The sequence below is a fragment of the Mycobacterium sp. 134 genome (assembly GCF_048282715.1).
GTDB classification, from domain to species: Bacteria; Actinomycetota; Actinomycetes; order Mycobacteriales; family Mycobacteriaceae; genus Mycobacterium; species Mycobacterium septicum.
Map to the genome: position 1 here is coordinate 1 of NZ_JBLVUN010000007.1, position 24,097 is coordinate 24,097.

Below are 24,097 nucleotides of genomic sequence, written 5' to 3' on the forward strand. Positions count from 1 at the left end.
GGCCGTGATGCAGGTGACCCCCACCCAGGTCAAATCACTTGTCGGCGCCGCCTAAATGAAGACCGCACACGGGCTCACACAGAGGCCGAGTGCTCGCACCTACGCGGATCGTCAAAACACGGGAGTGGAAAGCGATTCCGAAAGCTAATGGGCCGCATGCCTCGGCCCTGCACCTCATCGACGAATGCCTCGCGCGCCGGTGATCGCCGACGACGCGCAGATTCCATGCCCGCCGTCGAGGGCTTCGATACTCAACGGCCGGCCGGTGTCAGGATGTTCCTTGCGCCGCCGTGAGCGGCGCACTGCCGATGTCATTGTCTGGCCGCCGATCCCCGCAACTACGTAGTGCGGCAGTACGTATGAAGTACAGTTGTTATCAGCGAGGTGGTGACGGAGACTGCGAGCGCTGGTCGCGGTTGCAGACACCCTTGTCCCCGATACCGCACGGCAGCCGATCGATCATTACGGAGGATCTCTTGGTAGCCGAAGCGCTCCGAGTCGGAGAACTCAACCTTGTGCTCCCGCGGCGGATCGATGCGCTTGACGTGGCGGTGCCACGGCACAACTTCACCGAGCTGCCCCGGATCCGTTCGGAGCGCCCGGTGTTCGAGCGACACTGCCCGCACATGGTCGAGCTGATCCCCTCCGAGGCCCACGTGGGCCGCACACATCACCCAGAACTCACCAACGACGCAAACGACCTGCGGCTCAACGGTGCAGCGCGGTGCTGAACTGGGCATTGTTGTCCGGTCCGTTCCCGGTCCTGCTGCGTTTGGCCGGAATCGGAGCCGCCGCATTGCTATTGGCTCAAATGGTCTTGGCGCCCCGCCGTGCGTGTACCAAGGCGGTGATGTTGGCTGGGTGCGCGCTGGTGGCTGTGATCACCACTGTCATCGTCGCCGACCTGGCACGCAACGAGTGGAAGCTGTTTCCCGACCGCCTGCAACCGCTGATATACGTGTGGGCTGGGGTGTCGGTGTTCGCTGTGACGGTCGTGGCAGTCGGTGGGTTCCTCGCACCGGGCATGCGTCGTATGCTGTGGTCGGCCGCCGCCGCGGCGGTCGTCGTCTTAGCCTGTGCCAATCAAGTCAATGTGATATTCGCTGCCTATCCCACGCTGGCCGATGCGGTGGGGGCCCGGCGCTTCAGCTATGTCGCGCTGCCCGAAGTCGTGAAGCGTCCACCGCGACTGTTGGCCGACGTCGGCCCGATCGCGATGCGCTGGTCACCTCCACCCGGGTTACCGCGCGGGGGCAAACTGTCTTCAGCGCCGATCCCGGGGTCGCTGTCGGGCTTTCCTGCGCGCAATGCCGAACTCTACTTTCCACCAGCCTTTTTCGCCGATCCCCGCCCCCAACTGCCAGTGCTGATTCTGGTACCAGGACAGCCCGGATCACCGCAGGACTGGCTGCGCGGCGGCAAACTCGTCCAGACTTTCGATGAGTTCGCAAAAGCCCACCGCGGTCTGGCGCCGGTGGTAGTCGTCGTCGATGGCACCGGGAGCCCCTTCGGCAACCCCCTATGTTTGGATTCGCGGCTCGGCAATGCCGCCAGTTACATCGCCCGCGACGTCCCGGCCTGGATCAAGGCCAATCTTGCTGTCGATCAAGAACCGCAAGCGTGGGCCGTCGGCGGCGCCTCCTACGGTGGAACCTGCGCGCTTCAGCTCGCCACAAATTACCCTGACGTCTACCCCACCTTCCTCGACATATCCGGGGGCCCTGAGCCCAGCTTGGGCGATCAGTCTCAGACCATCGCCGAAGCATTCGGCGGCGATAAGGCAGCGTTCCAACGCATCAACCCGTTGGATTTGCTGCGTGCGCGCCGCTACCCCGACAGCGCAGGAGCGGTGGTGGTCGGCGCCGACGACCGCGACACCAAGGCAGAAGCCCGCGCCGTCTACGACGCCACCCGAGCCGCTGGCATGAACACCACCTACCGCGAAGTGCCCGGCGGCCATGACTGGCAAGTGTTCTCCACCGCCTTGATGCGTGAATTACCTTGGCTTGCACAACGAACAGGGCTCACGCAGTAATAAAGCGCCGCGTCGCCGGTGACGATCGTCGACGAACGTGCAGGCGCAGTTCGTCGCGGACCGACGCAGAGCGGCTGGATCGGGTTGCCGGCGGACAAGCCGTAGGCAGGTCGATGACAATTGCCGTCGCCCGGGGTTGAAGGCAGAAACGCGTCCGGCCCCGCCGAAATTGGCGACCAAACGTGATCCACCGAGAGCGCTGAAATCAATGGGCGCCAACGCAACCCCCCAGAACGCGTTGAACCGGCCTTCATCCTCACCTGCATGTGACCGCGGGAGTGCCCCCGCGCTCGGTTACCCGCCGGCCCGCTCGGGAAAGTCGATTCAGTGGGTCGCGGCGCAAATGCGCACGCGCGCATAGACTGACGGTACTGATGACAACCGATACAGAAGGGGGCCGAAGATGACACAGTCATCGAGTTCAGTGCCTTCCGGAGGCGGCGGAGCAGCAGTGCTCTGCCCGAAATGCAGCTCACAGATGTTGGCGGTGCAACGGTTCGGGGTGGAGATCGACCAGTGCACCGGATGCGGCGGAATATTTCTCGACCGGGGCGAGCTTGAAGTTCTCGCGCAGGCCGAATCGAAGTTCTATGCCGCAGCTGCCCAACCGCCGGCTCCGCCGGCACCGCCGCCGCAGCAGTACCCACCACCTCAGCAGTACCCACCGCAGCCCTACCAACAGGGCGGCTTCCTCGGCTCCTTGTTCGGGGGCGGAGGTTACGACAGCCACCACGGTCGCCGATACGGTCACCACTGAGCACAGCGGTGGATTCTGTAGGGGTGCTCTGCAATAAAGCCAGAGGTAACCACGGCGGACGTATTGTCCAGTCCGTCGGCCGGGGGTCGATCACTGCAGTAGAGCGGGGCGGCCTCCCGCTGCGGCGGACGCTCTCGGCCAGGCCCGTGACGGGTTGCCACGTAGATCCCGACCGCGGATTCTTGCGACATCGCAGTCAACGAGACGATGGCCATCGCGGACTTGACCGACCAAGTGTGTGAAACCGTCCGGTCCGGTGATGCCCCTACCGACTGCTGGTGCTGGTCGGCGCACGTTGCTGGGCTGGTCCGGTCAGCCGAGATCGCTTTTGAGGTGCACACCGGCTTTCGATGTTGGTGCGCGTTACCGCAGTGCCAATTCGATCCCCGTGATCCCATGACAGCGCGCGGGCGACCATTAGGATTGGCCCACTGGACGAGGCAGTCAAGACCGCCAAGAGATTTCACCGCGGGCCCTGTCCGCGTTTTTTAGGGAGGCAGGTCGTGGGGCAAGGACAAGGGCACGGTTCGGCCGTCTCGGCGAGCGCCAAACACGTCAAGCGGTTATGGGCAGCGCTAGCGCTCACCGGGGGCTACCTCTTGGTCGAGCTGATCGGTGGAATCATCACCGGCTCGCTGGCTCTGATATCTGATGCCGCACACATGGGCACCGACGTACTGGGGATCAGTATGGCGCTGGCGGCGATCTACTTCGCTCGGCGCCCCGCAACCGGTCAGCGGTCCTATGGCACCTACCGGCTGGAAGTGCTTGCCGCGCTGGGCAATGGACTGCTGCTGTTCGGTGTAGCGGGCTACATCCTGTATGAGGCATACGAGCGGTTCCGGGAGCCGCCGGACGTCCTGGGTGTGCCGATGCTCATCGTTGCGATAGTCGGGCTGGCGGTCAACGCCACGAGCTTCTGGCTGCTCACCGCTGGGGCCAAGGAGAGCCTCAACGTCAAGGGCGCCTACCTAGAGGTGCTGTCGGACATGTTGGGCTCCATCGGCGTGATCGTCGCGGCAGTCATCGTGACCGTAACGGGGTGGCGGTATGCCGATCCGATTGTCGGCGCCGCGATCGGCCTGTTCATCTTGCCCCGCACCGCTGCGCTGATGCGCGAGGCGTTTTGGATCATCATGGAGTTCGCCCCGCGGGGGCTCGACGTGGACGAGGTCCAACGCAAGCTTGAAAAGGTATCGGGCGTGCGTGCCGTACACGATCTGCACGTCTGGACGCTGACCGCAGGTATGGAAACCGCAACGGCGCACATCGTGGTCGAGCCCGACGGTGAGTACGCCGCCGTTCTGCAAGCGGTACGCGACCTGCTGGCACGCGAATACTCGATCACTCACATCACCATCCAATGCGAACCGGACGGCTTCAACGAGACCCCATCCTCGATCTGAAACCACCCGGTAACGGCCTCATCCTGCATCCTGCATCCCGCACACACGCTATTCCCCGCTGGTTGGGCGGGGCCCCTGGGGCTGCACTTGGCCATCCGCATGGGTGAGCGTGTTCGTGCCGGCAGTCTTGACGATCACTGCGATCGACGGCCGGCGCCGATCCGCCGTTGTGATCACCGCCGTCGTCGGACTAGCGGCAACCTCCTTGCCGACCGCGAGATTTGTATCCCCGTTTGGCGCCAACAAGCTGCCGGAGGCCTGCCGTCCCCGGAGCTAGCCGCTGCGAACTTCGGGTTGAGGTGTCGCATCGAAATGGCCAATGAGTGACCGATAATGCGTCGTTGCTGCATTGGGACCAATTGACGCAGTGCTATGACGTTCATCCACATGACCGGTCGCGTCGCGGGAAGAGTGCGGACCGGCTGATTACCTCGACGATCGCCAGGAGCTTGGCCCAGGAGCGCATCCGGTTGCAGGCCAAGCTTTTCACATATTTTGACACCGCCGAGCAGCCAATTGTTGGTTGTTGACACGTTGTTCGACAGGACGATGATTTACGAAATGCTAGGTAAATGATATGTGACTGTATTGTTCGGAGCCGTTAGAAAGGCATTCGATATGAATATCCGATCGGTCGGCCAACCTGAACATATTATGGCCACGAGGTTAATGGTCCGGACAATGCGTCGGTTGAATCCCGACGAAAGGAGAAGTCTCAATGACCTATCGAAAGCGCCGTAAGACAACGTCACTTCTTGTCGGCGCCGCGGCGAGCATCGTCGCGGTGGGCTTAGCGGGCCCGGCTGGCGCGGCGCCCACCGCGCAGCAGAGTGCGCAGGCCACCATTGGCATGTTGCAGGCGCAAGGCTTCCACGTCATGATCAGCAAGATTGGCGACGGGCCCATCGACCAATGCACCGTGAAAGCTGTCCGCCCCGGACGTAAGGCGTCTCAACTAACGAATCCGCCCATCCGGGCGGGTGTTCGCAATCAACCTCCGGCATCACCAACCGTCTACGTCGACCTTGCCTGCAAGCCGTAGGGCCGCGAGTCCCTGACTCTTGCAGCGGGAGTCAGGGCGGGCGCTATCGGGGCCGTGATTCCTACACCGGTCACCATCACCAAGTCCAAACGGCGTTCCCTGTGGCCGAGTCGATTCCTATAGTCCTTCTCGGCCGTGCACGACGCGAAATCTATTCTGCGATTGCCCGATCCGCCGCTGTGATGCCGGCGGTTCGGGCATCGCCGTTGAATCCCGGATTTTGTTGCCGGGTTGGCCCGACCGTTGCCATGTGTCTGAGGTGTTGACTCTCATCCCGAGAGGTGTTGAGCGGGCACTGGTTTCGATTGCCTTCTGGCCTCGCACCGGCTGTGGTGCAACCTAGGCAGAGGTGTGCGCGTTGGGTGTGAGCTCTGGGTGATGCGTGCGGCCCACGTGGGCCTCGGCGCGCATCCGCTCGACCATGTGCGGGTAGTGCAGCTCGAACGCGGGGCGCTCCGAACGGATCCGGGGCAGCTCGGTGAAGTTGTGCCGCGGGGGCGGGCAGGAGGTCGCCCACTCCAGCGAGTTGCCGTAACCCCAGGGGTCGTCGACCGTCACCGGCTCGCCGTAGCGCCAGCTCTTGAACACGTTCCACACGAACGGCAGCGTCGAGATGCCCAGGATGAAGGCACCGATGGTGGAGATCACGTTGAGCGTGGTGAAGCCGTCGCTGGGCAGGTAGTCGGCGTAGCGACGCGGCATGCCCTCGTTGCCGACCCAGTGCTGCACCAGGAAGGTGGTGTGGAAGCCGATGAAGGTCAGCCAGAAGTGCAGCTTGCCCAGGCGTTCGTCGAGCAGACGTCCGGTCATCTTCGGGAACCAGAAGTAGATGCCCGCGTAGGTGGCGAACACGATGGTGCCGAAGAGCACGTAGTGGAAGTGCGCGATGACGAAGTAGCTGTCGGTGACGTGGAAGTCGATCGGAGGGCTGGCCAGCAGCACGCCGGACAGGCCACCGAGCAGGAAGGTGATCAGGAAGCCGACCGAGAACAGCATCGGCGTCTCGAAGGTCAGCTGGCCCTTCCACATGGTGCCGATCCAGTTGAAGAACTTGATGCCGGTCGGGACGGCGATCAGGAACGTCATGAAGGAGAAGAACGGCAGCAGGACCGCGCCGGTGGCGTACATGTGGTGTGCCCACACGGCGACCGACAGGGCCGCGATGCTGATGGTGGCGTAGATCAGGGTGGTGTAACCGAAGATCGGCTTGCGGCTGAACACCGGGAAGATCTCGGACACGATGCCGAAGAACGGCAGCGCGATGATGTACACCTCGGGGTGGCCGAAGAACCAGAATAGGTGCTGCCACAGCAGGACGCCGCCGTTGGCGGGGTCGTAGATGTGTGCGCCCAGGTGGCGGTCGGCGGCCAGGCCGAACAGTGCGGCGGTCAGGATCGGGAATGCGATCAGCACCAGGATCGAGGTCACCAGGATGTTCCAGGTGAAGATCGGCATCCGGAACATCGTCATACCCGGCGCGCGCATGCACACGATGGTGGTGATCATGTTGACGCCACCGAGGATGGTGCCCAGACCACCGACGGCCAGGCCCAGGATCCACAGGTCACCGCCGGCTCCCGGGGAGTGGATGGCGTCGGTCAGCGGCGAGTAGGCCGTCCAACCGAAGTCGGCGGCACCGCCGGGGGTGATGAACCCGTCAGGGAGCAATGATCAGAACCTGTGGATGAGCCTTGGTAGGGCGGCGTGAATGTGGGCGCGCCTTCCCGGGGATGATCACAAGTCCAGTTCGTTTCTGATCAAGACCGGCGTTGGCGCGCTGGTTGGGAAGGCACGCCCGTGCTCACCGTAGTTCACGATGTCGCGCAGGCCAACGACACCCGCAGCGGTGCCGGTCGGTCGTTGTTGGATGAGATTGTCCGCGACGGTGCCCGGCAGATGCTGGCCGCCGCTTTGCAGGCCGAGGTCGCCGCCTATGTCGACCAGTTCGTCGATCAGGTCGACGAGAATGGGCACCGGCTGGTGGTCCGCAACGGCCACCACAACGTCCGGGAGGTGCTCACCGGCGCTGGGGCGATCGAGGTGAAGGCGCCGCGGGTCAACGACAAACGGGTCGATCCGGAAACCGGTGAGCGGCAACGATTCTCGTCGAAGATACTGCCGGCGTGGGCGCGTAAGTCCCCGCAGATGGCCGAGGTGCTGCCGTTGCTGTACCTGCATGGCCTGTCCAGCAGCGACTTCGGTCCGGCGTTGGAGCAGTTCCTCGGCTCGGGGGCGGGGCTCTCGGCTCCGGCGATCACCCGACTGACCGCGCAGTGGCAGGACGAGGCCGCCGCGTTCGGCCGCCGGGACCTGTCGGGCACCGATTATGTGTACCTGTGGGTGGACGGCATCCATCTCAAGGTCCGCCTGGAGCAGGACAAACTGTGCCTGCTGGTGATGCTGGGGGTGCGCGCCGACGGCCGCAAGGAACTGGTCGCGCTGACCGACGGGTACCGCGAATCAGCGGACTCGTGGGCGGATCTGCTGCGGGACTGCCGGCGCCGTGGCATGCGCGCCCCGGTGCTCGCGGTCGGGGACGGTGCTCTGGGGTTCTGGAAAGCGGTCCGTGAGGTGTTCCCCGATACCCGTGAGCAGCGGTGCTGGTTTCACAAGCAGGCCAATGTCCTTGCCGCACTACCGAAGTCGGCGCATCCGGGGGCGATCGCGGCGATGCGGGAAATCGCGGGCGCCGAGGACATCGACCACGCGCAGGTCGCGGTCAAAGCCTTCGAACTGGACTACGGCGCCAAGTTCCCCAAGGCCGTGGCCAAGATCGTTGACGACCTCGATGTGCTGCTGGAGTTCTACCACTATCCCGCCGAGCACTGGGTACATCTGCGCACCACCAATCCGATCGAGTCGACCTTCGCCACGGTCCGGTTGCGCACCAAGGTCACCAAGGGGCCGGGTTCCCGCGCGGCGGGTATCGCCATGGCCTACAAGCTCATTGACGCCGCACAAGCCCGCTGGCGGGCGGTGAACGCCCCGCACCTGGTCGCCCTGGTCCGGGCCGGAGCGGTGTTCCACAAAGGCAAACTGCTCGAACGACCCGTCGACATCACCCCACCCGAACCGGCCGACAACCCGGCCACCCCGACCGGAACGGAGGTCGCCTGAAAAACACCAATCCACAGGTATTGACAATTACTCATGCCGGCTCGTGCTGCAGGCGTTGTCCGGCCATGCGGATATGAATTTCGACGAGCTGGAGAATGATCTCGACGTTGCGGAGGGTGGCGTGCAGAACGCGCACGCCGCCGCAAGCCTGGTGCACCAGGGAGCTGCTCTCGACGCCCGGTGGGGCGCGGACTGGTCGCGGCCAAGGGCGATATTCGCCCGGCACGGCGCCGCGGTCCGGGGTGGCGCTACCAGAGTCCTGCCTGAGCGGTCGGTGGGCGATCGGATCGAACGCGCGCTCTGGCAACTGCCCCCGGCCGACCGTATGCAGAATTTCACCGGCCCCAGGCCCCAATGCCAGAGCGCGGTTCGCGCCACTGGCGCCCAATGCGTGTCGCGTGCGGTCTACCTCGGAACGGGGTCCTTTGGGGCGCATTGCTATACGCATGCGAACCGCCATGAACGCGATCAATATCGCATGCACCTAGACATCGTTGCTGCATCGCAGTCCGAACTGTACGAAAAGTTGTCGGATCAGCGGCATCGTATCGGCCAGGAGGTCAGCGAGCGTTGGCTTCAGACGCGCGCGGACCGTCGGCGATGGGCCGAAGAGGTGGGGCTTCAGCCCCGTTCGGCTGATGGCGGCGGTGAGTAACGAGAACACTTTGGGGCGGGGTGCCTCGCGTCGCACTAAGCGCTGTTGTTCGTGAGTAAAAGCCAGGCCCCGAGGGGCCGGCACTGGTGATGAACCACACCCCGCCGCATCTAGTGTGGCACCGGCTATCAAAATGTTCAACTAGTTGAATTTTGTTCCGGCGACTGGCTGCCCCAAGCTTGCCTCAACGACTTCGGTCACGCCGCCAATCACGATGCCGGCAGTATCACTTCGCAGATCGTGGCCGCTGACGCCTTCGCCGGAGAACCGCAGCTTGAAAGACGTCCGAAACATGGGCTGAGCGGCAGCGGCTGTCCGTCAGTCGGACGGTCGGCGACCTCCATCACGCGATTCGCGATGGCCTGATGCAGGGAATGTCCCCGACTCGGCTGGCCAAGCTGAGCGGGCTCCATGTATCGCGGATCTACCAAATCCAGCGGCGCGACGACGCTGAACTCACCTGCTGAGTGCGTGTTCAGCTCACGTAGGTGTGTAGCGCCTCGCCGACGTACTGGTTGGTGCCATCCGGTCCTGTCGCATAGCCGGGGCCCGTGCGGAACCGCAGTCGAGGTGACTGAGGCGCCAGGTCAAGTGCACTGAGTGCATGCCTCGACTGCGGCGTTCCCACGACAAACTGATGGCAGTCGCGGAAGGTATCAGCATTGATCGACCGTGGGTTCGGAAGCTGAGTCGGGTTAAGCGGTTCTCTGGACATCACCAACAACGTGCTCGGCGACAGCGCGAACCTGATCTGGTCCGCGTTTTCGACCCCGACGCCTCCGACTTCTGGGCCGGACCCGACGCGGCGCCAGAGCTGCACCGGGCGGTCGCTGGTAATCAGAATCGGGCGGCCGAAGTCGTAAACGCACCACCGCATGGACTCCAACCGTGGCGCGACCATCTCCGTGGCCACCTGCATCGCCATACTGTGCGCTTGATCGCCTGTTGGGGCGCTGGGCGATCCCTCTAGTAGGTCGCGCACCGTCTGGACCTCGTTCTCGTCGGGGTCATCGCCGCCGTCCAGTTCGCGTAGATGCTCGCGGACCACGTCGGCAGGTATTGGACGCTCGGTGGTCTTGGCGGCGAGGTCGATCATGAATTGCGCCTGATTGCGGTGGTGGACCGTTCGAGCCAGCTGGATGGCGAGATAGACGGCCATCAGCTGGCGGCGGTCGCCCGTGAGGTTGCGGTCCATCTTGAGCTGGTGTCGCAGAGACGGCCAGTCGGCTTCGAGGTCGTTAAAGAACTTTTCGCGCGCCTCGCTGATCTCGCCGGCGCCGTAGATGCCCCCGGCCACTGCCACATTGACGGTGCTGGACACCACCGCCTGCGGCATGTCGCGACGGCGGTAGGCAACCTGAGATTGGCCGTTGGCCCAGGCGTTCAGGTACACCCGCGGGACGAAATGCGGCCGCTTGGTAGCCATCCCTGGCAGCCTACCCATCCGGCGGAGTCCCCTCGCAAAGCGGCGTGTCTCGCCATTCGCCGAACGGCGCCCCGTAAACAGCAGCGGCCAATTCTCTCCGGATGAGTTGCCTCGAGTCCAGGCTGGACACGTTCGCGCCGGCGAGGGCCATTGCCCGGTCGACTTCGATCACCGACGTGTGTCAGAGAGCCTGGCGAGATTCCTCGCGCTCTTCTTGACCTGGCATCTGCCGCGCCTCGAATGGACCGCTCGTCAGGGGTTGCTTCTGTGCAATAGTGACCACGCGCGTTCGTCAGCCCCTGCTAGGGGCGTCGACCAAGGGTATGTGTCGGCGCCGCTGACGGTGGCTGAATGAGTTGACGAGCGTGGTGCAGTTCCGCGAATTCCGTTCTCCCGGTGCCGAATATCTTCAGTTGACGCCATCGGCGTTCGCCGCATCGATGTCCGCGTTCAAACGGGTGGCGCGTTCTTATTCCAGATATCACTCAATGTCACAAATGACAAAATTCTGAGGATCGGCATTCGGGGCCAGAACGGTGCGGGGGTTCGTCGTTGCAAAGGCGATCGCCGAAGTTATGCGGTTTGCTGTAGCCCAGCGGTGAGAAGAACGAAGCAAGCATCGGCGGTTGCCGCTAACAGTTAAGTGCGGCAACAAATTTCCCATAGACCGCAGATTCAGTATTCGCGCCCGGCGGCAAGCTGTGTCCCGTCGCTGCTGTGACTGGATCGGTAGTTTCTGCTGTTCATTCGATGTGGTCGCTGGTGGGGATGCTGACCCAGTTGGGGGCGGCTGGGACGCTGTCGAGATGCTCGGTACGCAAGATATAGGGACGGTGAACGGTATTGTGAAGTCATAGATTTCGTACCGCCGACAGGAAGTCTCATGGCGCGTCTACCCCTTGGCGTGTCGCTGTGAGCAGCGCCTGAGGCTAGATACTGCGCGCTAAGCGACGATCGCGAAGAACTGCGGCGCGATCAGGTCGTGCACCCGGGCCCACGGCACGGTAATGACCTTCAATCCCCGTCCGAACTGGTAGTCGGGGAAATGTAGTTCAATACCGGCGTCGGTTGGAATCCAGTATTTGAAGTTGTCAGCGACGGGTGCCATGCCGCTGGCTGATTTCCAAGCGTCTGGCTGGGGCGGCGGATAGGCCGTCGGCAGAATGGCTGCCGTCTGTTCGGACAGCCTAGTCAGGCCGACGCCCTTGTCTTGGAAGAGGTTATCCCAGGTGATGGGTGTTCCGTTTCGACTGTCATACACCCGGCTAGAGATGGTGTGGAAGGGCATGTTTGGTAGGTCCGTGTTGTATTCGCCGGTAAATAGCTCAGATACTGTGTTTGGGCGGATGTACAGCGTGCCCGTTGCGGTGAATGTCCAGTGGTGCGTGGTGCTCGGTCGCCATTCGATCGATTTCTCGTGCTCACTTGCCGCCGCATCGATGCCATCGTTGATGGCAGCGATCACATCTGGGTCGCCCCCTTCGACGCGTTGATAGCGAACTTCCCAGTCTCCCAGTCCATTCCAGCTTCTGCCGGCAATGTTGTTGGGGACGACTGTGTAAGGGTTGTCGTCGGGGTTCGGGCTGGCCCAAGCGGGGTTCGCGGCCGCTAATAGGACGGTTGCCGCACTCGCGATGGCTAGCGCGAGTCTTTCGAGTGTCCGCGTACTCATCGCATTGTCCGATTGGTAGATGCGGGTCCGATTCAGACCTCGCGATGGAATGGTCGCAAGCATTGCGCTAGATGATGTCGATTTTGCTTGCTAGCCAATGGTTGTCGACCAGTTTCATTGTCATTCGCACTCTGCTGCGGTCGATTCGAGGCTGAGGATTGACGATGTTGCTGATTGACTGGTCGATGAACAGCAGGACTACCACCTCGGTCTTGCTGGCAGACTTGATGGAAGCGTCGACAACGGTGCCTTTGCTCACTGCTTTGTTGTCGATCAACACTTGTCTGAGCTGACTGGCCGACTGGCTGTACATGTCTTTGAATTCACCTGTCGCCCCGTTGAGCACTTGGGCAAAGTTCTGATCGATGTTCCGGTTATCAACGCTGGTCAGGGCGACGGCGTAGGTTTGCGCGACCGCCAGGGCTGCGCGGCCGGCGGCGGCGGTGTCGTCCTGTTGTTTGAGCTGCCAGCCGACAAAACCCGAAAACCCCAGCGCTGCCACGAATGTGACACCGGCAACCACGATGATCACACGACGCAGCAGTCGGCGACGAGGCGTGGGTGCCGAGACCTTATCGGCATCGTCGTCATCAATATCGTCGTTGTCGTTGTCGTTGTCGTTGTCGTTGTCGTTGTCGTTGTCGTTGTCGTTGTCGTTGTCGGGGTCGAGATCGGTCGGCACGGACGGATCAGGTTCGGAAGTGTCCGGCTCGGCGTCTGCAGTCGCGGTAGCAGGGTGGCTGTCTTGCTGTTCGAGCTTGTCGAAGACGTCGATGCCATTCGCTTTTTCAAACAGTTTGATCTCCATGTGAGGCTCCTAGTTTGGTGGTGTCGATGGCAGCGCCGGGCCGCCGAACGGTGCGGGTATTGAATGGGGCCCGATTGGGGTGGGGTCGGTTTGAGCCAATGGGTCGTAGCCGGGCGGTGGGTCCGCGGTGTCGTCGCCGGGGGGACGCGGCGCGTTGCGGGCGCCACGAACCAGAACGGCTGGGTCAGGGTTCGTGCAGTACGTGTAGCGGTAGGGCTCAGGGAAATCGGGCAGTGACGCTGGCCGCCGCGGAAGCTTGTAGTCGCAGCTGTAGCGCGGGTATGCGTCGACGATTGTCCATACGCCTCCGTCGCGGATAACAGTTCCCAGTGAGTCGATGACTGATCCCCGTGTGGTGGGGAACAGTGCTTTGAGGGCAGGTACTCGCACGTAGGACAACTGTGCGATGGTGGTCAGATTGCCGAGCAGTTGGACCATGGTGTCGGAGTTGTCGTCGATAAGCTTGTCCAAGCCAGTCATGGGTGCGCGTCCGCGATCGAGGAGGGTCCGGAATCCGCCGTCCATGGCATTCACGCCGCCGAGGACTTGCCGCAAGTTGCCGGCAGTGTGGCGCAGGCCCGGGCTGACGTCAGCGAGCGTGGTCAAGGTGATTCGGCTGTTGTTCAGCACGCTGACGGTTTGTGGAAGTACCGAATCCAGCGTCGAGATGAGGAACGACCCACCGTCGAGCAGCGTGGCCAACTTCTGAGGCCCTTGGCGGCCGACCCGAAGTTCATCGGTGATGGCGGCGAGCTTCTTGGGGTCGATCTGGGCGAGCGCGCCGTCGGAGTCACCCAGGAGTCGCGCCAAGGACACGGGAATGCTGGTGCGGCTTTCAGCAACCGTGCTGCCATTGGTGAGGGCTGGTCCTTGCCCGTCCACGGGGCGAAAATCGAGATATTGCTCGCCGGCGGGAGACAGCGCCGAGACGCGTGCCAGGCTATTCCGGGGAACTCGTATCGCGCTGTCGATGGAGGCCACGGCGACGACACCCTTGTCGGTGAACGTGACGGACGCGACGCGACCGATCGGTGTACCGCGTAGCGTGACATCTTGGTTGGGTAGCAGGCCGCCCGATTCGGGCAGGAGCACTCGAATGGCGATCGTGGAGCGCGCCGGGTTGATATGCAACCCGCCCAGCAGGATGTAGCCAAGTGCGACAATCAATGTCAGCGCCAGGCTGACGCACGACACGACGATACGGTGGCGCGCCACCGCGCGCACAGTGTCAACGATCAGTCGGGCCGACCATTCGACCGGACTTGGCGCTGCCATCATGGATGCTCTCCGGGAGTGCTGTCCCTTTGTGGACCGAAGGCTTTGCCTAACAGTAGGTTCCACTCATATCGAAGGCTGCCGATCATGGCATGCCAGTCGGTCCCGTCGGGTCCGTGGAATCCCGGATCGCCGGGATAGTTCTTGTCGGGCAGGGAGCCGAGGGCGAGCTTTACCGCTTCTCCGGCGCCGTGCATCGAGGTCGAGTTCGAGATTTTCATGACGATGGGCAGGAGCCGGTTCAATGCGGTCAGTGAGACGTTGGGGTCGGTGCTGACATCGTTGAAGGCGGCTGAGAGATGGTTGAGGTCGGCGATCAAGCTGCGGGTGTCGGTTCCCTGCAGGGATGGGAATCGCGAGAGTTGGGTGGTGATCCGCGCGAGGCCGTCTACGAGGTCGGCAAGCTGGGCGGTGTTGTCGGCGATCACGGCGGTCGCTGGTGCGGCGGCGGCGATGGCGTCGTTGAGGGTGTGTTGTCGGTCGGTCAGCGTGGTGGCGAGCTGGGATGTGGCTTGCAGAGCTGTTCTGATTTGTTCGGATCGGGCGTTGAGCCGAGAGATCAACGTATCGGACTGCTGGAGCAGCTCGGCGACTTTCGTGCCGCGCCCGCCCATTGCTGAGCCTGCGCCGTTGAGGATGGATGTGAGGTGGCGGATGGGCCCGCCGTTGACGATCATTGCCGCGGAGCTGAGCACTTCTTCGACGGTGGCGCTGGCGGCGGTGGATTTGAGCCCGATGGTGTCGCCGTTGCGCAGCAGTGGGGCGCCAGCTGTGTGGTTGGTGTCTGGGCGCATCGCGACAAAGACGTCGCCCAGGGGGGTCGCTGAACGAAGTTCAGCGGTGGTGTCGGCGCTCAGCTGAACATCTGATTTGATTCGCATGGATACGTAGGCGGTGAAGTTGCGCGCATTGATCGATTCGACCTCGCCGATGTCTGCGCCGTTCAGTTTGACTTTGGCTTTCGCTGGCAGATTGAGTGCGTTGGAGAATACGGCGGTCAGTGAATAGCTGTCGGTGATGCCGCCGGGCGCCGGTAGCGGCACACTCTCGAGTCCGGATGCGCATCCGGTGAGGGCGGTGGTCAGCCCGACGGCTAGGACGCCGACAGATCGACGTCGGGTTTCGTCGCGACGGTGCGTCATCGGCGCACGCCCGCCATGAGTTCGAGCATGCCGGTCAGGCCGAAGTCCGGTCCGAAGTCTTGAATGGTGCCTGTTGCGCAACCCAACTGCTTGTCTCCGATGAGGTTGCACATCTCTTTTGCCATCTGACCATCGGCGAGGGTCTTATCGATCAAACCGTGCACGCGAAAGCTGCCGGCGTTGGCGTCGATAGCGTTGTATAGGTTGTCGATTGCCAGCGGCGCTACGTCGAAGAATTCGGCCAATTCTCGCCGGTAGTCGACGAGCGCGGTGGTGATGGTGCGGGCATCGGCAACAGTGCCCTTCAACGCGGCGCGGTTGTTCTCCAGCAGGGAGGCTGCTTGCTCCAGTATCTGATTGATCTTGGCGCCGGTAGTGCCCGAGCCGAGGTTTTCGTCGGCCAGGATATCGCTGAGTTGCCTTATGTTGGAACCGAATTCGCGGATGGTGGCGTCGTTTCCTGCGGCGGCTTGGGTCAGCTCTGCGAGGTTGTTCGCGATCGCCTGAATGTCTTTTTTGCTCTGGGATCCGTTGTCGGCGCTCAGGCGCAGCGCCTGGGACAGTTGGTCTAGGGCTGATTTGATGTGGGACCCGTTGCCTGAAGTGACCTGGGAGCTGATTCCGATCAGGTCCGCGAGCGGCCCCTGGCCATGGCCGTCGCCCTTCATCGCGTGCGAGAGCTTATCGACCATGGCCAACGTGCGGTCGAACTCGACTGGCGTGCGTGTGCGGGGCAGGCTCAGGGTGTCGCCGCTCTTGAGCTTCGGTCCGTTGCGGTAGGGGGGCGTGAGCTCGATGTGGCGATCGGTCAGGATTGATGCCGATACGGTCACCGCGTGAACATCGGAGGGAATATCGATTCCTTCGTCTATCGCGAGGGCGACGTCGACGTAGCTGTCTTTAGGCGTGATGCTGGTGACTGTGCCAACCGGCATTCCCAGCACGGAGACTGTATTTCCCACGTAGAGCCCGACACTGTCCTCGAATTGGGCTGTTACCGTGAGTGATTTGTCGTTGGCACGGGGAATCAGCGCGACAACGGCGACGGCGATCGCGGCGACGATCAGGGCGAGCAGTGCTGCTCGGACCAGCGTGCGGTTCATCGTCCGGGTCCTTCCGGGTTGGCCCTGGCTGGATCTGGTTGGGGCCAGCCGGGGAATGGGTCCGGGGTCGGTTGACAGTCCTTGAAGTACTGGGTCAGGTTGAACTGCTTGGCTCGGCCGCTGAGCGCGCACATCCAGGAGTCGACGAACAGGCCTGCGGGGAGCGCGGCGTCGCCTGAATTTCCACTGCCGAGGAAGTTGGCGACGTTGCGGACGGCTATCGGCATGGCCTGCAATGTGTTTCGCAGGAGCGCGTCGTGTTCGGCGATCATATGGCTGAAGTCGCGTATCGATGCCAGCATTTGGTTGATGCCGGGTTGGTCGTTGAGTATTGATTTGAGGGTGTTGACCAGCGCGGTGGCGCTGGCGAACAGTTGCTCGAGTTTGGCTCGTCGGGAGACGATGTCGCCCAGCAGGTTCCGGCCTTGGATGACCAGGGAGCCGAGGTTGGCTCTCTGATCGCGGATCATCGAGGTGACGCTGTCAGCGCTGGTCAGCAGGGAGCCGATTTGATCGCGCCGGCCGGAGATGACCGTGGATAGCGACTGTAGGTTGTCCAGCGCGTGCGGGAGGGCGTCGGGGACCCCGTTGAGGCTCTGGGACAACGTGGTCATCGATTCGGCAATGCGGTCGGCATCGACTTGTTCGAAGGTTGTTGTCGCGTCGGCAAGTGTCTTTTGGAGGTCGTAGGGGACAGAAGTGTTTGCCAAGCCGATGGTTCGGTGGTCGAGGTCGCCTGATTCTGTCGGCGACAATTCGATGTACCGGCTTCCGAGGATGGTGGTGAGTTTGATCGCGGCACGGGTGCCGCTACCTAGGTGGACGTTGTTGCGAACATTGAATGCGACCGTCACGTGGTCGTCGGCGAGTGTGAGTCCCTTGACTGTGCCAACTTGAATGCCCGCGACGGTGACTTGATCGCCTGGCCGAATCTGGGCGGCTTGGGCGAATTCGGCGCGATACCGTGTCTGGCCGAGCGATAGATGGCCGATCAGTACGCTGGTCGCGACGATTATCGCGACAACGCCCAGCGTGATCGTCCCGAGCCAAATCTTGTTGTAGCCCTCGATGGGGCGTCGAATGCGACTGAACATTGTGCTACCTGCAAATCGGAGAGTGTTGGACGACGTTGCCTGGTGAGGCCAGACGGACAATGCCGGGGACCAGGCGGCCCAGGAACGCGAAGATGGTGACGTTCACATCGCAGAAGTAGATGTTTCCGTGTGCTCCTTCTTGGCTGATTCGAGCGGCGCCTTTGAGTATGTAGGGCAGGTTGGCCCCCAAATAGGCGAAGCGGTCTCGTCCGTCCCCGGTGATGTAGGAGGTGAATCCCGGCTCGCGATGGATGAGTTGTTGCAGGTCGGGGTTGACGTTGTTGGTGATCGCGGAGAGTCGTGTCACCGCGGCGGCGATGGAACCGGCGGACTCCACCAATTTCTCCCGTCGGTTCCCGAGGGTGACCATCACGTCTCGGGTTTGCCTGATGACGCGCTGTAGGTTCGCGTTCTGCGCCGCTAGATTGGTCATCACGGCGTTGAAGGCGGTGATCACGTCGCCCAGGACTTGATCGGGTCCGGCGAGCGATTGTGCCAACGCCGAGGTTTGGGTGATCAGTGCTAGGACCGAACCCGAATTCCCTTGAAGAGCCTGGACGACGCCTTCGGTCAGGTTGTCCACTTGTTGCGGGTCCAGGAGCGTGAACAGCGGCTCAAATCCGTTGAGGAGGTACGCGATGTCAAATGACGGCACGGTGTGTTCGACGGGTATTTGACCGCGGTTGTTGAGCACGGTCGGTTCGCCCGCTGTCCCTTCGGCCAGCCCCAGATATCGCTGCCCGATGATGTTTTGGTAAGTCACCGAGGCGACCGTGTTGTGATAGAGGGTCTGGGTCTGCTGCACCCGGAAGGTGACCTTGGCTAGGGTGCCCTGTAGGTCGACGCTGTCCACACGGCCGACGCGAACCCCGGCAACGCGAACGTCGTCGCCAGGATGCAGCCCCGAAACATCGGTGAACAGCGCCGAATACGTATTCGTTGGGCCGGCGATATCGCGGCGCAGCGTCACGAACACCAACCATGTCGCGACGATGGCCAGGACCAGGAAGAGGGTCAGGCCGATGAGTGGCTTGCGGTAACTCATTGGTCACTCCCTGTATCTGGCGTGATGTGGACCGTCGATCCGCGCGCAACGGGTCCGAGCAGCAGCTGCGTCGCCGCCGTGGCGTGGCCGCCTACGATCCGGCTCAGTTGGTCTCGTTCCTGTGCACTGCCCACCGGTCCCACGTTGCCGCCGATGGTCGCCGACTGTGGATACTCACTGGGTGGCTGACCGGCTTGTGGCGGCGGCGCCTCGGCGGGCAGTGCAGGCATCCGATCAGTTGACGGTGCCGGGGCGGTATCCGTTGGCAGTGGTGGGCTTCGGGCGGGATCAGGGGCCACCACGGAGTTGCGAGGTGGTGCGAGATTGGGCCGGTTCTCGGAGACACCCGGTGGGGGCGGGAAGCCCATCGACCCCAGCGCTGGCATCAACGAGGGCGCCACGGGAATTTCTGGGGCCGTCTGGCAGCTTGGGCCGGCCAGGTCGCCGTAGCGGGGGCAGTCGGCGCGTACATATGTCCGGCTCGGGGTAAAGGACACGGCGGCTTTGATGGTGACCAGTTTTGTCTCGGGATTCCACGCTTCGTCATAGAACTGATTGCTGAGCCGTTGCAGTCGAGTGGAGATTCCATGGAACTGGCCGCCGTTATCGGCGAGCACGCCTATCACCGGTGTGAGCTGGATGGTGATGTTGAGTAGCCTGTCGGTCTGGTGGTCGAAAGCGTCGCCGAGTTTTCCGACGGTGCCCAGTCCGGCGGACAAGAAATCGCTCAATGCCGAGCGTTTCGCGGCGACGGTCTGCATCGGTTTGACTGCGCTGCCGAGGGCGTCGAAAAGCTCAGGCGAGACCGAGCGCAGTTTGTCAGCGGCGTCGGTGAGTGCAGCAATCGTGGATGGCCCGGTGTCTCCGGCCACAACGGTGTTCAGTTGGGAGACAATCTCATTGAGGTCGTGTCCTGCGTCACGGAGTTTTTCTCCCCTTCCCTGCGTGGCCTCGCCTACGGCGGCCAGTACGCCGATGCGGTCAGCGTTGGGTTCGCGGCCGATGGCCGTGAAGACCTCACGGAATTTGCTGAGTGTCGACTGGAACAGGACGGTCGGCAGGCTTTGGTCTTCGCGGATGATTGTGTTGGCGCGCAATGGTGTAGCGCCCTTTCCGTTGTCGACCAGCTGTATCGATGAGACGGCGAAAACGTTGGAGGGCACAACCCGCGCGGTCACGGTGTCCGGGATGCCGCTGACGTATTCCGGTTTGAGATCGATATGGACGATGTTGAGTTGTCCGGCACGTGCCGGTTCGACGTCAGCCACCGACCCTACGAGGACGCCGCGGAACTTGACGTCAGATTTGGCTGGCAGACCGTCACCGACGTTGAGCAACTCGGCGTTGACTTTGACGATCTGGTCAAGTGTGCCTTTGGATTTCGCGATCATCAGTGTGACGCACGAGGCCGCGAGCACCAAGAAGCACACGCCCAACGCGAAAAGCCGGCGATTCGATGGACTGCCGGCCTCGTAGTCGAATGAGTTCGGCAACGCTATCCACCGAACCTTGCGCCGGTGTCGACTCCCCACAATGCCATGGTCAGCAGCATGTTCAAGATGATGGTCGCCGTGATACTCGCGCGCATCGCCCTGCCGGCGGCTATCCCGACGCCTTCAGGACCGCCGGAAGCGAAGTATCCGTAATAGCATTGGATGGTCGACGAGACGAAGACGAAGATGACAGCTTTGACGGTGGCGTACATGACATCTCGGCCACTGATGAACAAGGAAAAATAGTGCAGGTAGGTACCGAAGGACTGGCCCGAGGAAATGCTGACCACCAGCTGGCACGACAGGAATGCGACGCCTAGACAGACCAGAAAGAGAGGAATGGCGGCGACCACTGATGCCACGACACGTGTGGTAACCAGATAGGGGATCGGCCGGATCGCCATCGCTTCCATGGCGTCGATCTCTTCTGCGATGCGCATCGCGCCCAATTGTGCGGTGAATCGGCAGCCGGCTTGGGTAATGAATGCGAGGCCTATCATGACCGGCGCAAATTCGCGCGTGGAGCCGAAAGACGATAAGAGGCCTGTGGCGGGACCGAGACCCAGAAGGTTCAAGGCGTTATAGCCTTCGACGCCGATCATTGCCCCGGCGGTAAAGCCCAAAACCAGCGCGACACCGACGGTGCCGCCTCCCACTACGATCGAGCCGTTACCCCAGGCGATATCTGACAGGATGCGCAGAAATTCGCGCGGATAGTGGCGCAGCGTAATGGGAATCGACGTCAGGATTCGGCCGAACAGATACATCATGTGACCGGTTTTGGCCACTGCTCGGCTGGCGGCGACAGTTGTATCCAGCGCGAGGCGTACGCCTGGGGGACGATGGGTGACGACTGCCACGGCTACAGGGTCACTCTCGGGAAGATCAGGACGTACAGCTGGGTGATGGCAACGTTGACGAGCATGAGCAGCAGGGTTGATTCGACGACGGCCGCGTTTACCGAGTTCGCGACACCAGCTGGACCACCATGGGTGTCTAATCCTTTGTGGCAGCTAACAATTGCGACAATCGCGGCGAAGACGACCGCCTTGACCAGTGCCAGTGTCAGATCGCCGACGGTGGCGAAAGAGGCGAAGGTTGTGACGAATGATCCGGGCGTTCCGTTCTGCAAGTAAACGTTGAACAGGTAGCCCGCGATGAACCCGACGAAACAGGTTAGGCCGGTCAACGCAACGCCGACGACGATGACGGCGGCGAAGCGGGGGACGACGAGGCGGCGGATCACGGATACGCCCATGACCTCCATGGCTTCGATCTCTTCGCGCATCGTGCGGGAGCCGAGGTCCGCGCTGACGGCGGAGCCGACCGCTGCTGCGAGCAGGATCGCGGCCACGAGTGGAGCGCCCTGACGGATCACCGCGAGCCCGGTCGCTGCTCCAGACAGCGAGGTCGCCCCGATCTGGCCGGCAAGCAGGCTGAACTGAATGGATAGCGTGACACCAATGGGAATGGTCATTAAAAGTGTTGGGGTAAAGGCGGTCCCAGCCATGAACGCTGCCTGCTTGATGAATTCTCCCACGATGAATCGCCGGGTGACGATCTCGACGGCGAAGTACTGGACGGTACGGACGCCTAGCACCACTTGGCCGCCGACCGTGTGCAGCGACTGCAGCGGATGAGACCGCATGTACCGGCGGCCCCAATCCCCAATTTCCCTTACAGCCGAACGGGTTTCGGGCGGTCGCGATCGTGCGTGATTGGCTGTCAACAGATCTCCCGCGCGAGTGCAGGCTGGTGGGGTTCACCGAGAGTCACGTCGGCGGCCCCTCGTGATTGGTGAAAGCTGTTGGACCGCATAAATAGCCCATCCATCAGTTGCTCGTCTCCGATCCAGGCCCCCGCGTCGCGTCGGCCGGCCGCGTTTCGGTCGTACTTGCTGTGGGGCGGCATTGGAGAGGTGGTTGTGTTGCTCTGGTGCATGTCTCGCACAGTTTGTCTGTGGTGAGTCGTGCCGCGAGGGCCAGGAGCGGTTCGATGGTTTTGCTGAATGCCCGCGCTGCAACGCCGCCGGAGTTTCCGTAGCTCAACTCGAAATCCAGGACGGTTCGATCGTGAGCTTCGGGTTGAAGGCGCAGAGTCGCTGTGAAATCGAAGCCAGCCAAGGACCGCAGAGCAATCAGGTGGTCTTGTTGCCATCCTTGGATTTCTGCGGTCGAACTGAGCGTCTTCGGTCCCAGGTCGACGCCGCCTTCGAATACCGCTCCCGGGCCGTAATCGGCATCGCCAACGGGTCGTACGCTGGTGATGCCGAACACCCATTCGTTCATGCGCCGGTAGTCGGCCACGTAGGCGAACACGTCTGCTGCGGATCGCTCGATGACGCCCGTCGTGTGTATCTCGACCATTCGATACTCCCGTCCCATGAGTCTGGGTTCCTATTTGTGCTGCATCTGAGTCGACGCTGAGCGGGGGCGACGGCGACCTGGGCCGCGCCGCGGGTTCCTCCGTCATCGTGCGTCCCGAAGACGCGTCCTCACCGGTGTTTGCCAGGGCCCGGCGCTTCGGTAAATGTGGCACACACCACCCTCGATGTCAATGAGACACGAATGCATCTATTCGTCTCTGTTGTGCACGTCGGGCTGGGGTGGCTCTGTTCTGCAAGGTCGACGGCGAAAGTAGTTGAAAGGCGCTCCAGCGGCTAGTCATCGCCGAGACGATGCGATTAATTCGTCTCATTGACTTTCGGTCGGGCATGCGCCAATGTTGGGTCATGGCAATGATCAAAGAACCGTTCCGGTGCGAGGAGGGGGTCGGGGAGCAGATTCTCGAAATCCGGCGCTAAGGATTTACGGCAGATAGTAGCGTACTATCTGCCGTAACTCGTGAGTCGTCCTGCCGCGATGGTCGTTCCGGAGATGGGCGACTCCGGAAACTATCTGCCGTAGTGCTGAAGGGCGGTCGGGGTGGGATCGGTGAGCTCGCTACCGGCGCGGGCCGCCGGGATCCGGCTGGCGGACGCGACGCGGACCTTTCTGGGCACGATCGCGGCGGTGAACACCCGCCGCGCCTACGCCTCGGCGTTGGATCGGATGGTGCGCGACTTCGGCGCGGACGGCGATGTCGGGTTGTTGAACCCGGATCGGGTGTCGGGGTGGTTCGACTACGTGTGGGGCGACAAGGCCCCCAAGACCTACAACCTCCGGCTGACCGCGGTGTCGGCGGCGTGCGCCTACTGACGCGATCAACAGTGGCTGACCGGCGATCCGGTGTCGCGCCTGCGGGCGCGGCCGAGTGCGCCGGACAACAGCAAGGCGATGACCGCCGCCGAGGTTGCGGAGCTGCTGGGCATGGACGCGGCCCTGCGCGAGCGGGTGTTCTGGTCGATGCTGTATGAGTCCGCCGCGCGGGCGGAGGAGATCCTGAATCTCGACATCGAGGACCTGGACACCGTGAACCGATGCGCCACGGTCACCCGCAAGGGCGGCGCCCGCGAGGTGATCTATTGGCAGACCGGCACCGCACGGCCGCTGCCCCGGCTGATCGCCGGACGGAAGTCCGGGCCGCTGTTCCTGACCGACCGCAAAGCCAAGCCGTCGGTCGCCAAGACCGACACCGACAACTCGACCGGCCGCGCCCGACTTTCCTACCGCCGCGCCGCGACGCTCCTCGAGGAGCACACCGAAGGGATGCGACGCGGACCGTTCACGCTGCACCAGCTGCGGCACTCGCGACTGACCCACGCCGCAGAGAAGGGCGCTTCCACGCCGATGCTGATGGCGTTGAGCGGACACACCTCGGTGCGCAGCCTGGTCAAATACGCGAAGGTCTCCGCCGAGGCGCTGGGGCGCTGGCAGGCCGAGACCGATCCCGCTGCGCGGCGGCGCTCCCGCTGAATCTCTCAGTAGCTGACGGTGACGAGTTCCGGCGCGTGTCTGCGTATCTTGTTCAGCACCTTGACTGTTCGGCCCGAGCGCATCTGCTCGAGGGGGGCCGAAAGAGACCAATCAAGTGCGGCACCGTCGATGGGTGTGGTCTTCCGCGTCCGGGAACTCATAGCCGCTGCCGG

At 62.7% G+C, this 24,097-nt stretch carries 20 protein-coding genes and 2 pseudogenes; 9 read left to right on the plus strand and 13 right to left on the minus strand.

The window, feature by feature from the left end; genetic code table 11:
- Positions 1 to 554: 554 nt before the first annotated feature.
- The 5 genes and pseudogenes from ACNQVK_RS03770 to ACNQVK_RS03790 all read left to right on the plus strand — a co-directional run.
- Positions 555 to 731 (plus strand): annotated as a pseudogene (locus tag ACNQVK_RS03770) (hypothetical protein); the annotation flags it as partial.
- Positions 725 to 2,035 (plus strand): alpha/beta hydrolase, encoded by a 1,311-nt coding sequence (locus ACNQVK_RS03775; RefSeq protein ID WP_225594324.1) that lies wholly within the window; start codon positions 725 to 727, stop codon positions 2,033 to 2,035. The pseudogene ACNQVK_RS03770 and the gene ACNQVK_RS03775, both read left to right, overlap by 7 nt.
- Before the next feature lie 403 nt (positions 2,036 to 2,438).
- Positions 2,439 to 2,792 carry a zf-TFIIB domain-containing protein gene (locus ACNQVK_RS03780; protein ID WP_074415823.1) on the plus strand — a complete coding sequence of 118 codons (354 nt, stop codon included), beginning with the start codon at positions 2,439 to 2,441 and terminating at the stop codon, positions 2,790 to 2,792.
- Positions 2,793 to 3,295: 503 nt separating this feature from the next.
- Positions 3,296 to 4,198 (plus strand): cation diffusion facilitator family transporter, encoded by a 903-nt coding sequence (locus ACNQVK_RS03785; RefSeq protein WP_065052384.1) that lies wholly within the window; start codon positions 3,296 to 3,298, stop codon positions 4,196 to 4,198.
- Positions 4,199 to 4,916: 718 nt separating this feature from the next.
- Positions 4,917 to 5,240: a hypothetical protein gene (locus tag ACNQVK_RS03790; RefSeq protein WP_019348707.1), complete on the plus strand. Its 324-nt coding sequence runs from the start codon at positions 4,917 to 4,919 to the stop codon at positions 5,238 to 5,240.
- A 339-nt stretch (positions 5,241 to 5,579) separates the two neighbouring features.
- Here the strand turns inward: ACNQVK_RS03790 and ACNQVK_RS03795 are convergent.
- A pseudogene (locus ACNQVK_RS03795) lies at positions 5,580 to 6,896 on the minus strand (cytochrome c oxidase subunit I); the annotation flags it as partial.
- 141 nt (positions 6,897 to 7,037) lie between these two features.
- Between ACNQVK_RS03795 and ACNQVK_RS03800 the strand changes: the two are divergent.
- The gene (locus ACNQVK_RS03800) at positions 7,038 to 8,357 is read left to right on the plus strand and encodes an IS256 family transposase (protein WP_016894482.1); all 1,320 of its coding nucleotides are present in this window, start codon (positions 7,038 to 7,040) and stop codon (positions 8,355 to 8,357) included.
- 43 nt (positions 8,358 to 8,400) lie between these two features.
- Positions 8,401 to 9,012 carry a hypothetical protein gene (locus ACNQVK_RS03805; protein ID WP_052584164.1) on the plus strand — a complete coding sequence of 204 codons (612 nt, stop codon included), beginning with the start codon at positions 8,401 to 8,403 and terminating at the stop codon, positions 9,010 to 9,012.
- 475 nt (positions 9,013 to 9,487) lie between these two features.
- On the opposite strand, the gene ACNQVK_RS03810 is transcribed toward ACNQVK_RS03805, so the two are convergent.
- From ACNQVK_RS03810 to ACNQVK_RS03865, 12 genes are all read right to left on the minus strand, one after another.
- Entirely contained in the window at positions 9,488 to 10,438 is a 951-nt protein-coding gene (locus ACNQVK_RS03810; RefSeq protein ID WP_016895463.1) for a DUF4238 domain-containing protein, read from the minus strand.
- Between the two features lie 943 nt (positions 10,439 to 11,381).
- The gene (locus tag ACNQVK_RS03815; RefSeq protein WP_016895464.1) at positions 11,382 to 12,173 is read right to left on the minus strand and encodes a DUF3298 domain-containing protein; all 792 of its coding nucleotides are present in this window, start codon (positions 12,171 to 12,173) and stop codon (positions 11,382 to 11,384) included.
- 4 nt (positions 12,174 to 12,177) lie between these two features.
- Entirely contained in the window at positions 12,178 to 12,918 is a 741-nt protein-coding gene (locus tag ACNQVK_RS03820; protein WP_101930909.1) for an Mce protein, read from the minus strand.
- 9 nt (positions 12,919 to 12,927) lie between these two features.
- On the minus strand, positions 12,928 to 14,196 hold the full coding sequence (locus ACNQVK_RS03825) for an MlaD family protein (protein ID WP_016895466.1): 1,269 nt from the start codon (positions 14,194 to 14,196) through the stop codon (positions 12,928 to 12,930).
- Entirely contained in the window at positions 14,193 to 15,335 is a 1,143-nt protein-coding gene (locus tag ACNQVK_RS03830; protein ID WP_016895467.1) for an MlaD family protein, read from the minus strand. Before ACNQVK_RS03830 ends, ACNQVK_RS03825 begins: the two co-directional genes overlap by 4 nt.
- Positions 15,332 to 16,438: an MCE family protein gene (locus ACNQVK_RS03835; protein WP_016895468.1), complete on the minus strand. Its 1,107-nt coding sequence runs from the start codon at positions 16,436 to 16,438 to the stop codon at positions 15,332 to 15,334. The genes ACNQVK_RS03830 and ACNQVK_RS03835 overlap by 4 nt, the downstream gene beginning before the upstream one ends.
- Positions 16,435 to 17,532: an MCE family protein gene (locus ACNQVK_RS03840; protein ID WP_016895469.1), complete on the minus strand. Its 1,098-nt coding sequence runs from the start codon at positions 17,530 to 17,532 to the stop codon at positions 16,435 to 16,437. The genes ACNQVK_RS03835 and ACNQVK_RS03840 overlap by 4 nt, the downstream gene beginning before the upstream one ends.
- A gap of 4 nt (positions 17,533 to 17,536) precedes the next feature.
- On the minus strand, positions 17,537 to 18,577 hold the full coding sequence (locus ACNQVK_RS03845; RefSeq protein WP_016895470.1) for an MlaD family protein: 1,041 nt from the start codon (positions 18,575 to 18,577) through the stop codon (positions 17,537 to 17,539).
- Positions 18,574 to 20,070: an MlaD family protein gene (locus tag ACNQVK_RS03850; protein WP_016895471.1), complete on the minus strand. Its 1,497-nt coding sequence runs from the start codon at positions 20,068 to 20,070 to the stop codon at positions 18,574 to 18,576. The genes ACNQVK_RS03845 and ACNQVK_RS03850 overlap by 4 nt, the downstream gene beginning before the upstream one ends.
- 2 nt (positions 20,071 to 20,072) lie before the next feature.
- On the minus strand, positions 20,073 to 20,930 hold the full coding sequence (locus tag ACNQVK_RS03855) for an MlaE family ABC transporter permease (protein ID WP_016895472.1): 858 nt from the start codon (positions 20,928 to 20,930) through the stop codon (positions 20,073 to 20,075).
- 2 nt (positions 20,931 to 20,932) lie between these two features.
- Positions 20,933 to 21,718, minus strand: coding sequence for an MlaE family ABC transporter permease (locus ACNQVK_RS03860; protein WP_050545737.1), 786 nt, complete (start codon positions 21,716 to 21,718; stop codon positions 20,933 to 20,935).
- Positions 21,719 to 21,902: 184 nt separating this feature from the next.
- Positions 21,903 to 22,436: an SRPBCC family protein gene (locus ACNQVK_RS03865; RefSeq protein ID WP_100225986.1), complete on the minus strand. Its 534-nt coding sequence runs from the start codon at positions 22,434 to 22,436 to the stop codon at positions 21,903 to 21,905.
- Between the two features lie 567 nt (positions 22,437 to 23,003).
- Between ACNQVK_RS03865 and ACNQVK_RS03870 the strand changes: the two genes are divergently transcribed.
- The gene (locus tag ACNQVK_RS03870) at positions 23,004 to 23,267 is read left to right on the plus strand and encodes a hypothetical protein (protein WP_225330463.1); all 264 of its coding nucleotides are present in this window, start codon (positions 23,004 to 23,006) and stop codon (positions 23,265 to 23,267) included.
- 30 nt (positions 23,268 to 23,297) lie between these two features.
- Positions 23,298 to 23,924, plus strand: coding sequence for a tyrosine-type recombinase/integrase (locus tag ACNQVK_RS03875; protein ID WP_011331207.1), 627 nt, complete (start codon positions 23,298 to 23,300; stop codon positions 23,922 to 23,924).
- The last annotated feature ends 173 nt before the right edge of the window (positions 23,925 to 24,097 follow it).

Coding starts and splice junctions, on each gene's coding strand:
- ACNQVK_RS03865 (WP_100225986.1), bottom strand. CDS start 22,436: ATGGTCGAGATACACACGACGGGCGTCATCGAGCGATCCGCAGCAGAC.
- ACNQVK_RS03835 (WP_016895468.1), bottom strand. CDS start 16,438: ATGAACCGCACGCTGGTCCGAGCAGCACTGCTCGCCCTGATCGTCGCC.
- ACNQVK_RS03840 (WP_016895469.1), bottom strand. CDS start 17,532: ATGTTCAGTCGCATTCGACGCCCCATCGAGGGCTACAACAAGATTTGG.
- ACNQVK_RS03790 (WP_019348707.1), top strand. CDS start 4,917: ATGACCTATCGAAAGCGCCGTAAGACAACGTCACTTCTTGTCGGCGCC.
- ACNQVK_RS03810 (WP_016895463.1), bottom strand. CDS start 10,438: ATGGCTACCAAGCGGCCGCATTTCGTCCCGCGGGTGTACCTGAACGCC.
- ACNQVK_RS03820 (WP_101930909.1), bottom strand. CDS start 12,918: ATGGAGATCAAACTGTTTGAAAAAGCGAATGGCATCGACGTCTTCGAC.
- ACNQVK_RS03825 (WP_016895466.1), bottom strand. CDS start 14,196: ATGATGGCAGCGCCAAGTCCGGTCGAATGGTCGGCCCGACTGATCGTT.
- ACNQVK_RS03845 (WP_016895470.1), bottom strand. CDS start 18,577: ATGAGTTACCGCAAGCCACTCATCGGCCTGACCCTCTTCCTGGTCCTG.
- ACNQVK_RS03815 (WP_016895464.1), bottom strand. CDS start 12,173: ATGCTTGCGACCATTCCATCGCGAGGTCTGAATCGGACCCGCATCTAC.
- ACNQVK_RS03780 (WP_074415823.1), top strand. CDS start 2,439: ATGACACAGTCATCGAGTTCAGTGCCTTCCGGAGGCGGCGGAGCAGCA.
- ACNQVK_RS03860 (WP_050545737.1), bottom strand. CDS start 21,718: ATGCGGTCTCATCCGCTGCAGTCGCTGCACACGGTCGGCGGCCAAGTG.
- ACNQVK_RS03830 (WP_016895467.1), bottom strand. CDS start 15,335: ATGACGCACCGTCGCGACGAAACCCGACGTCGATCTGTCGGCGTCCTA.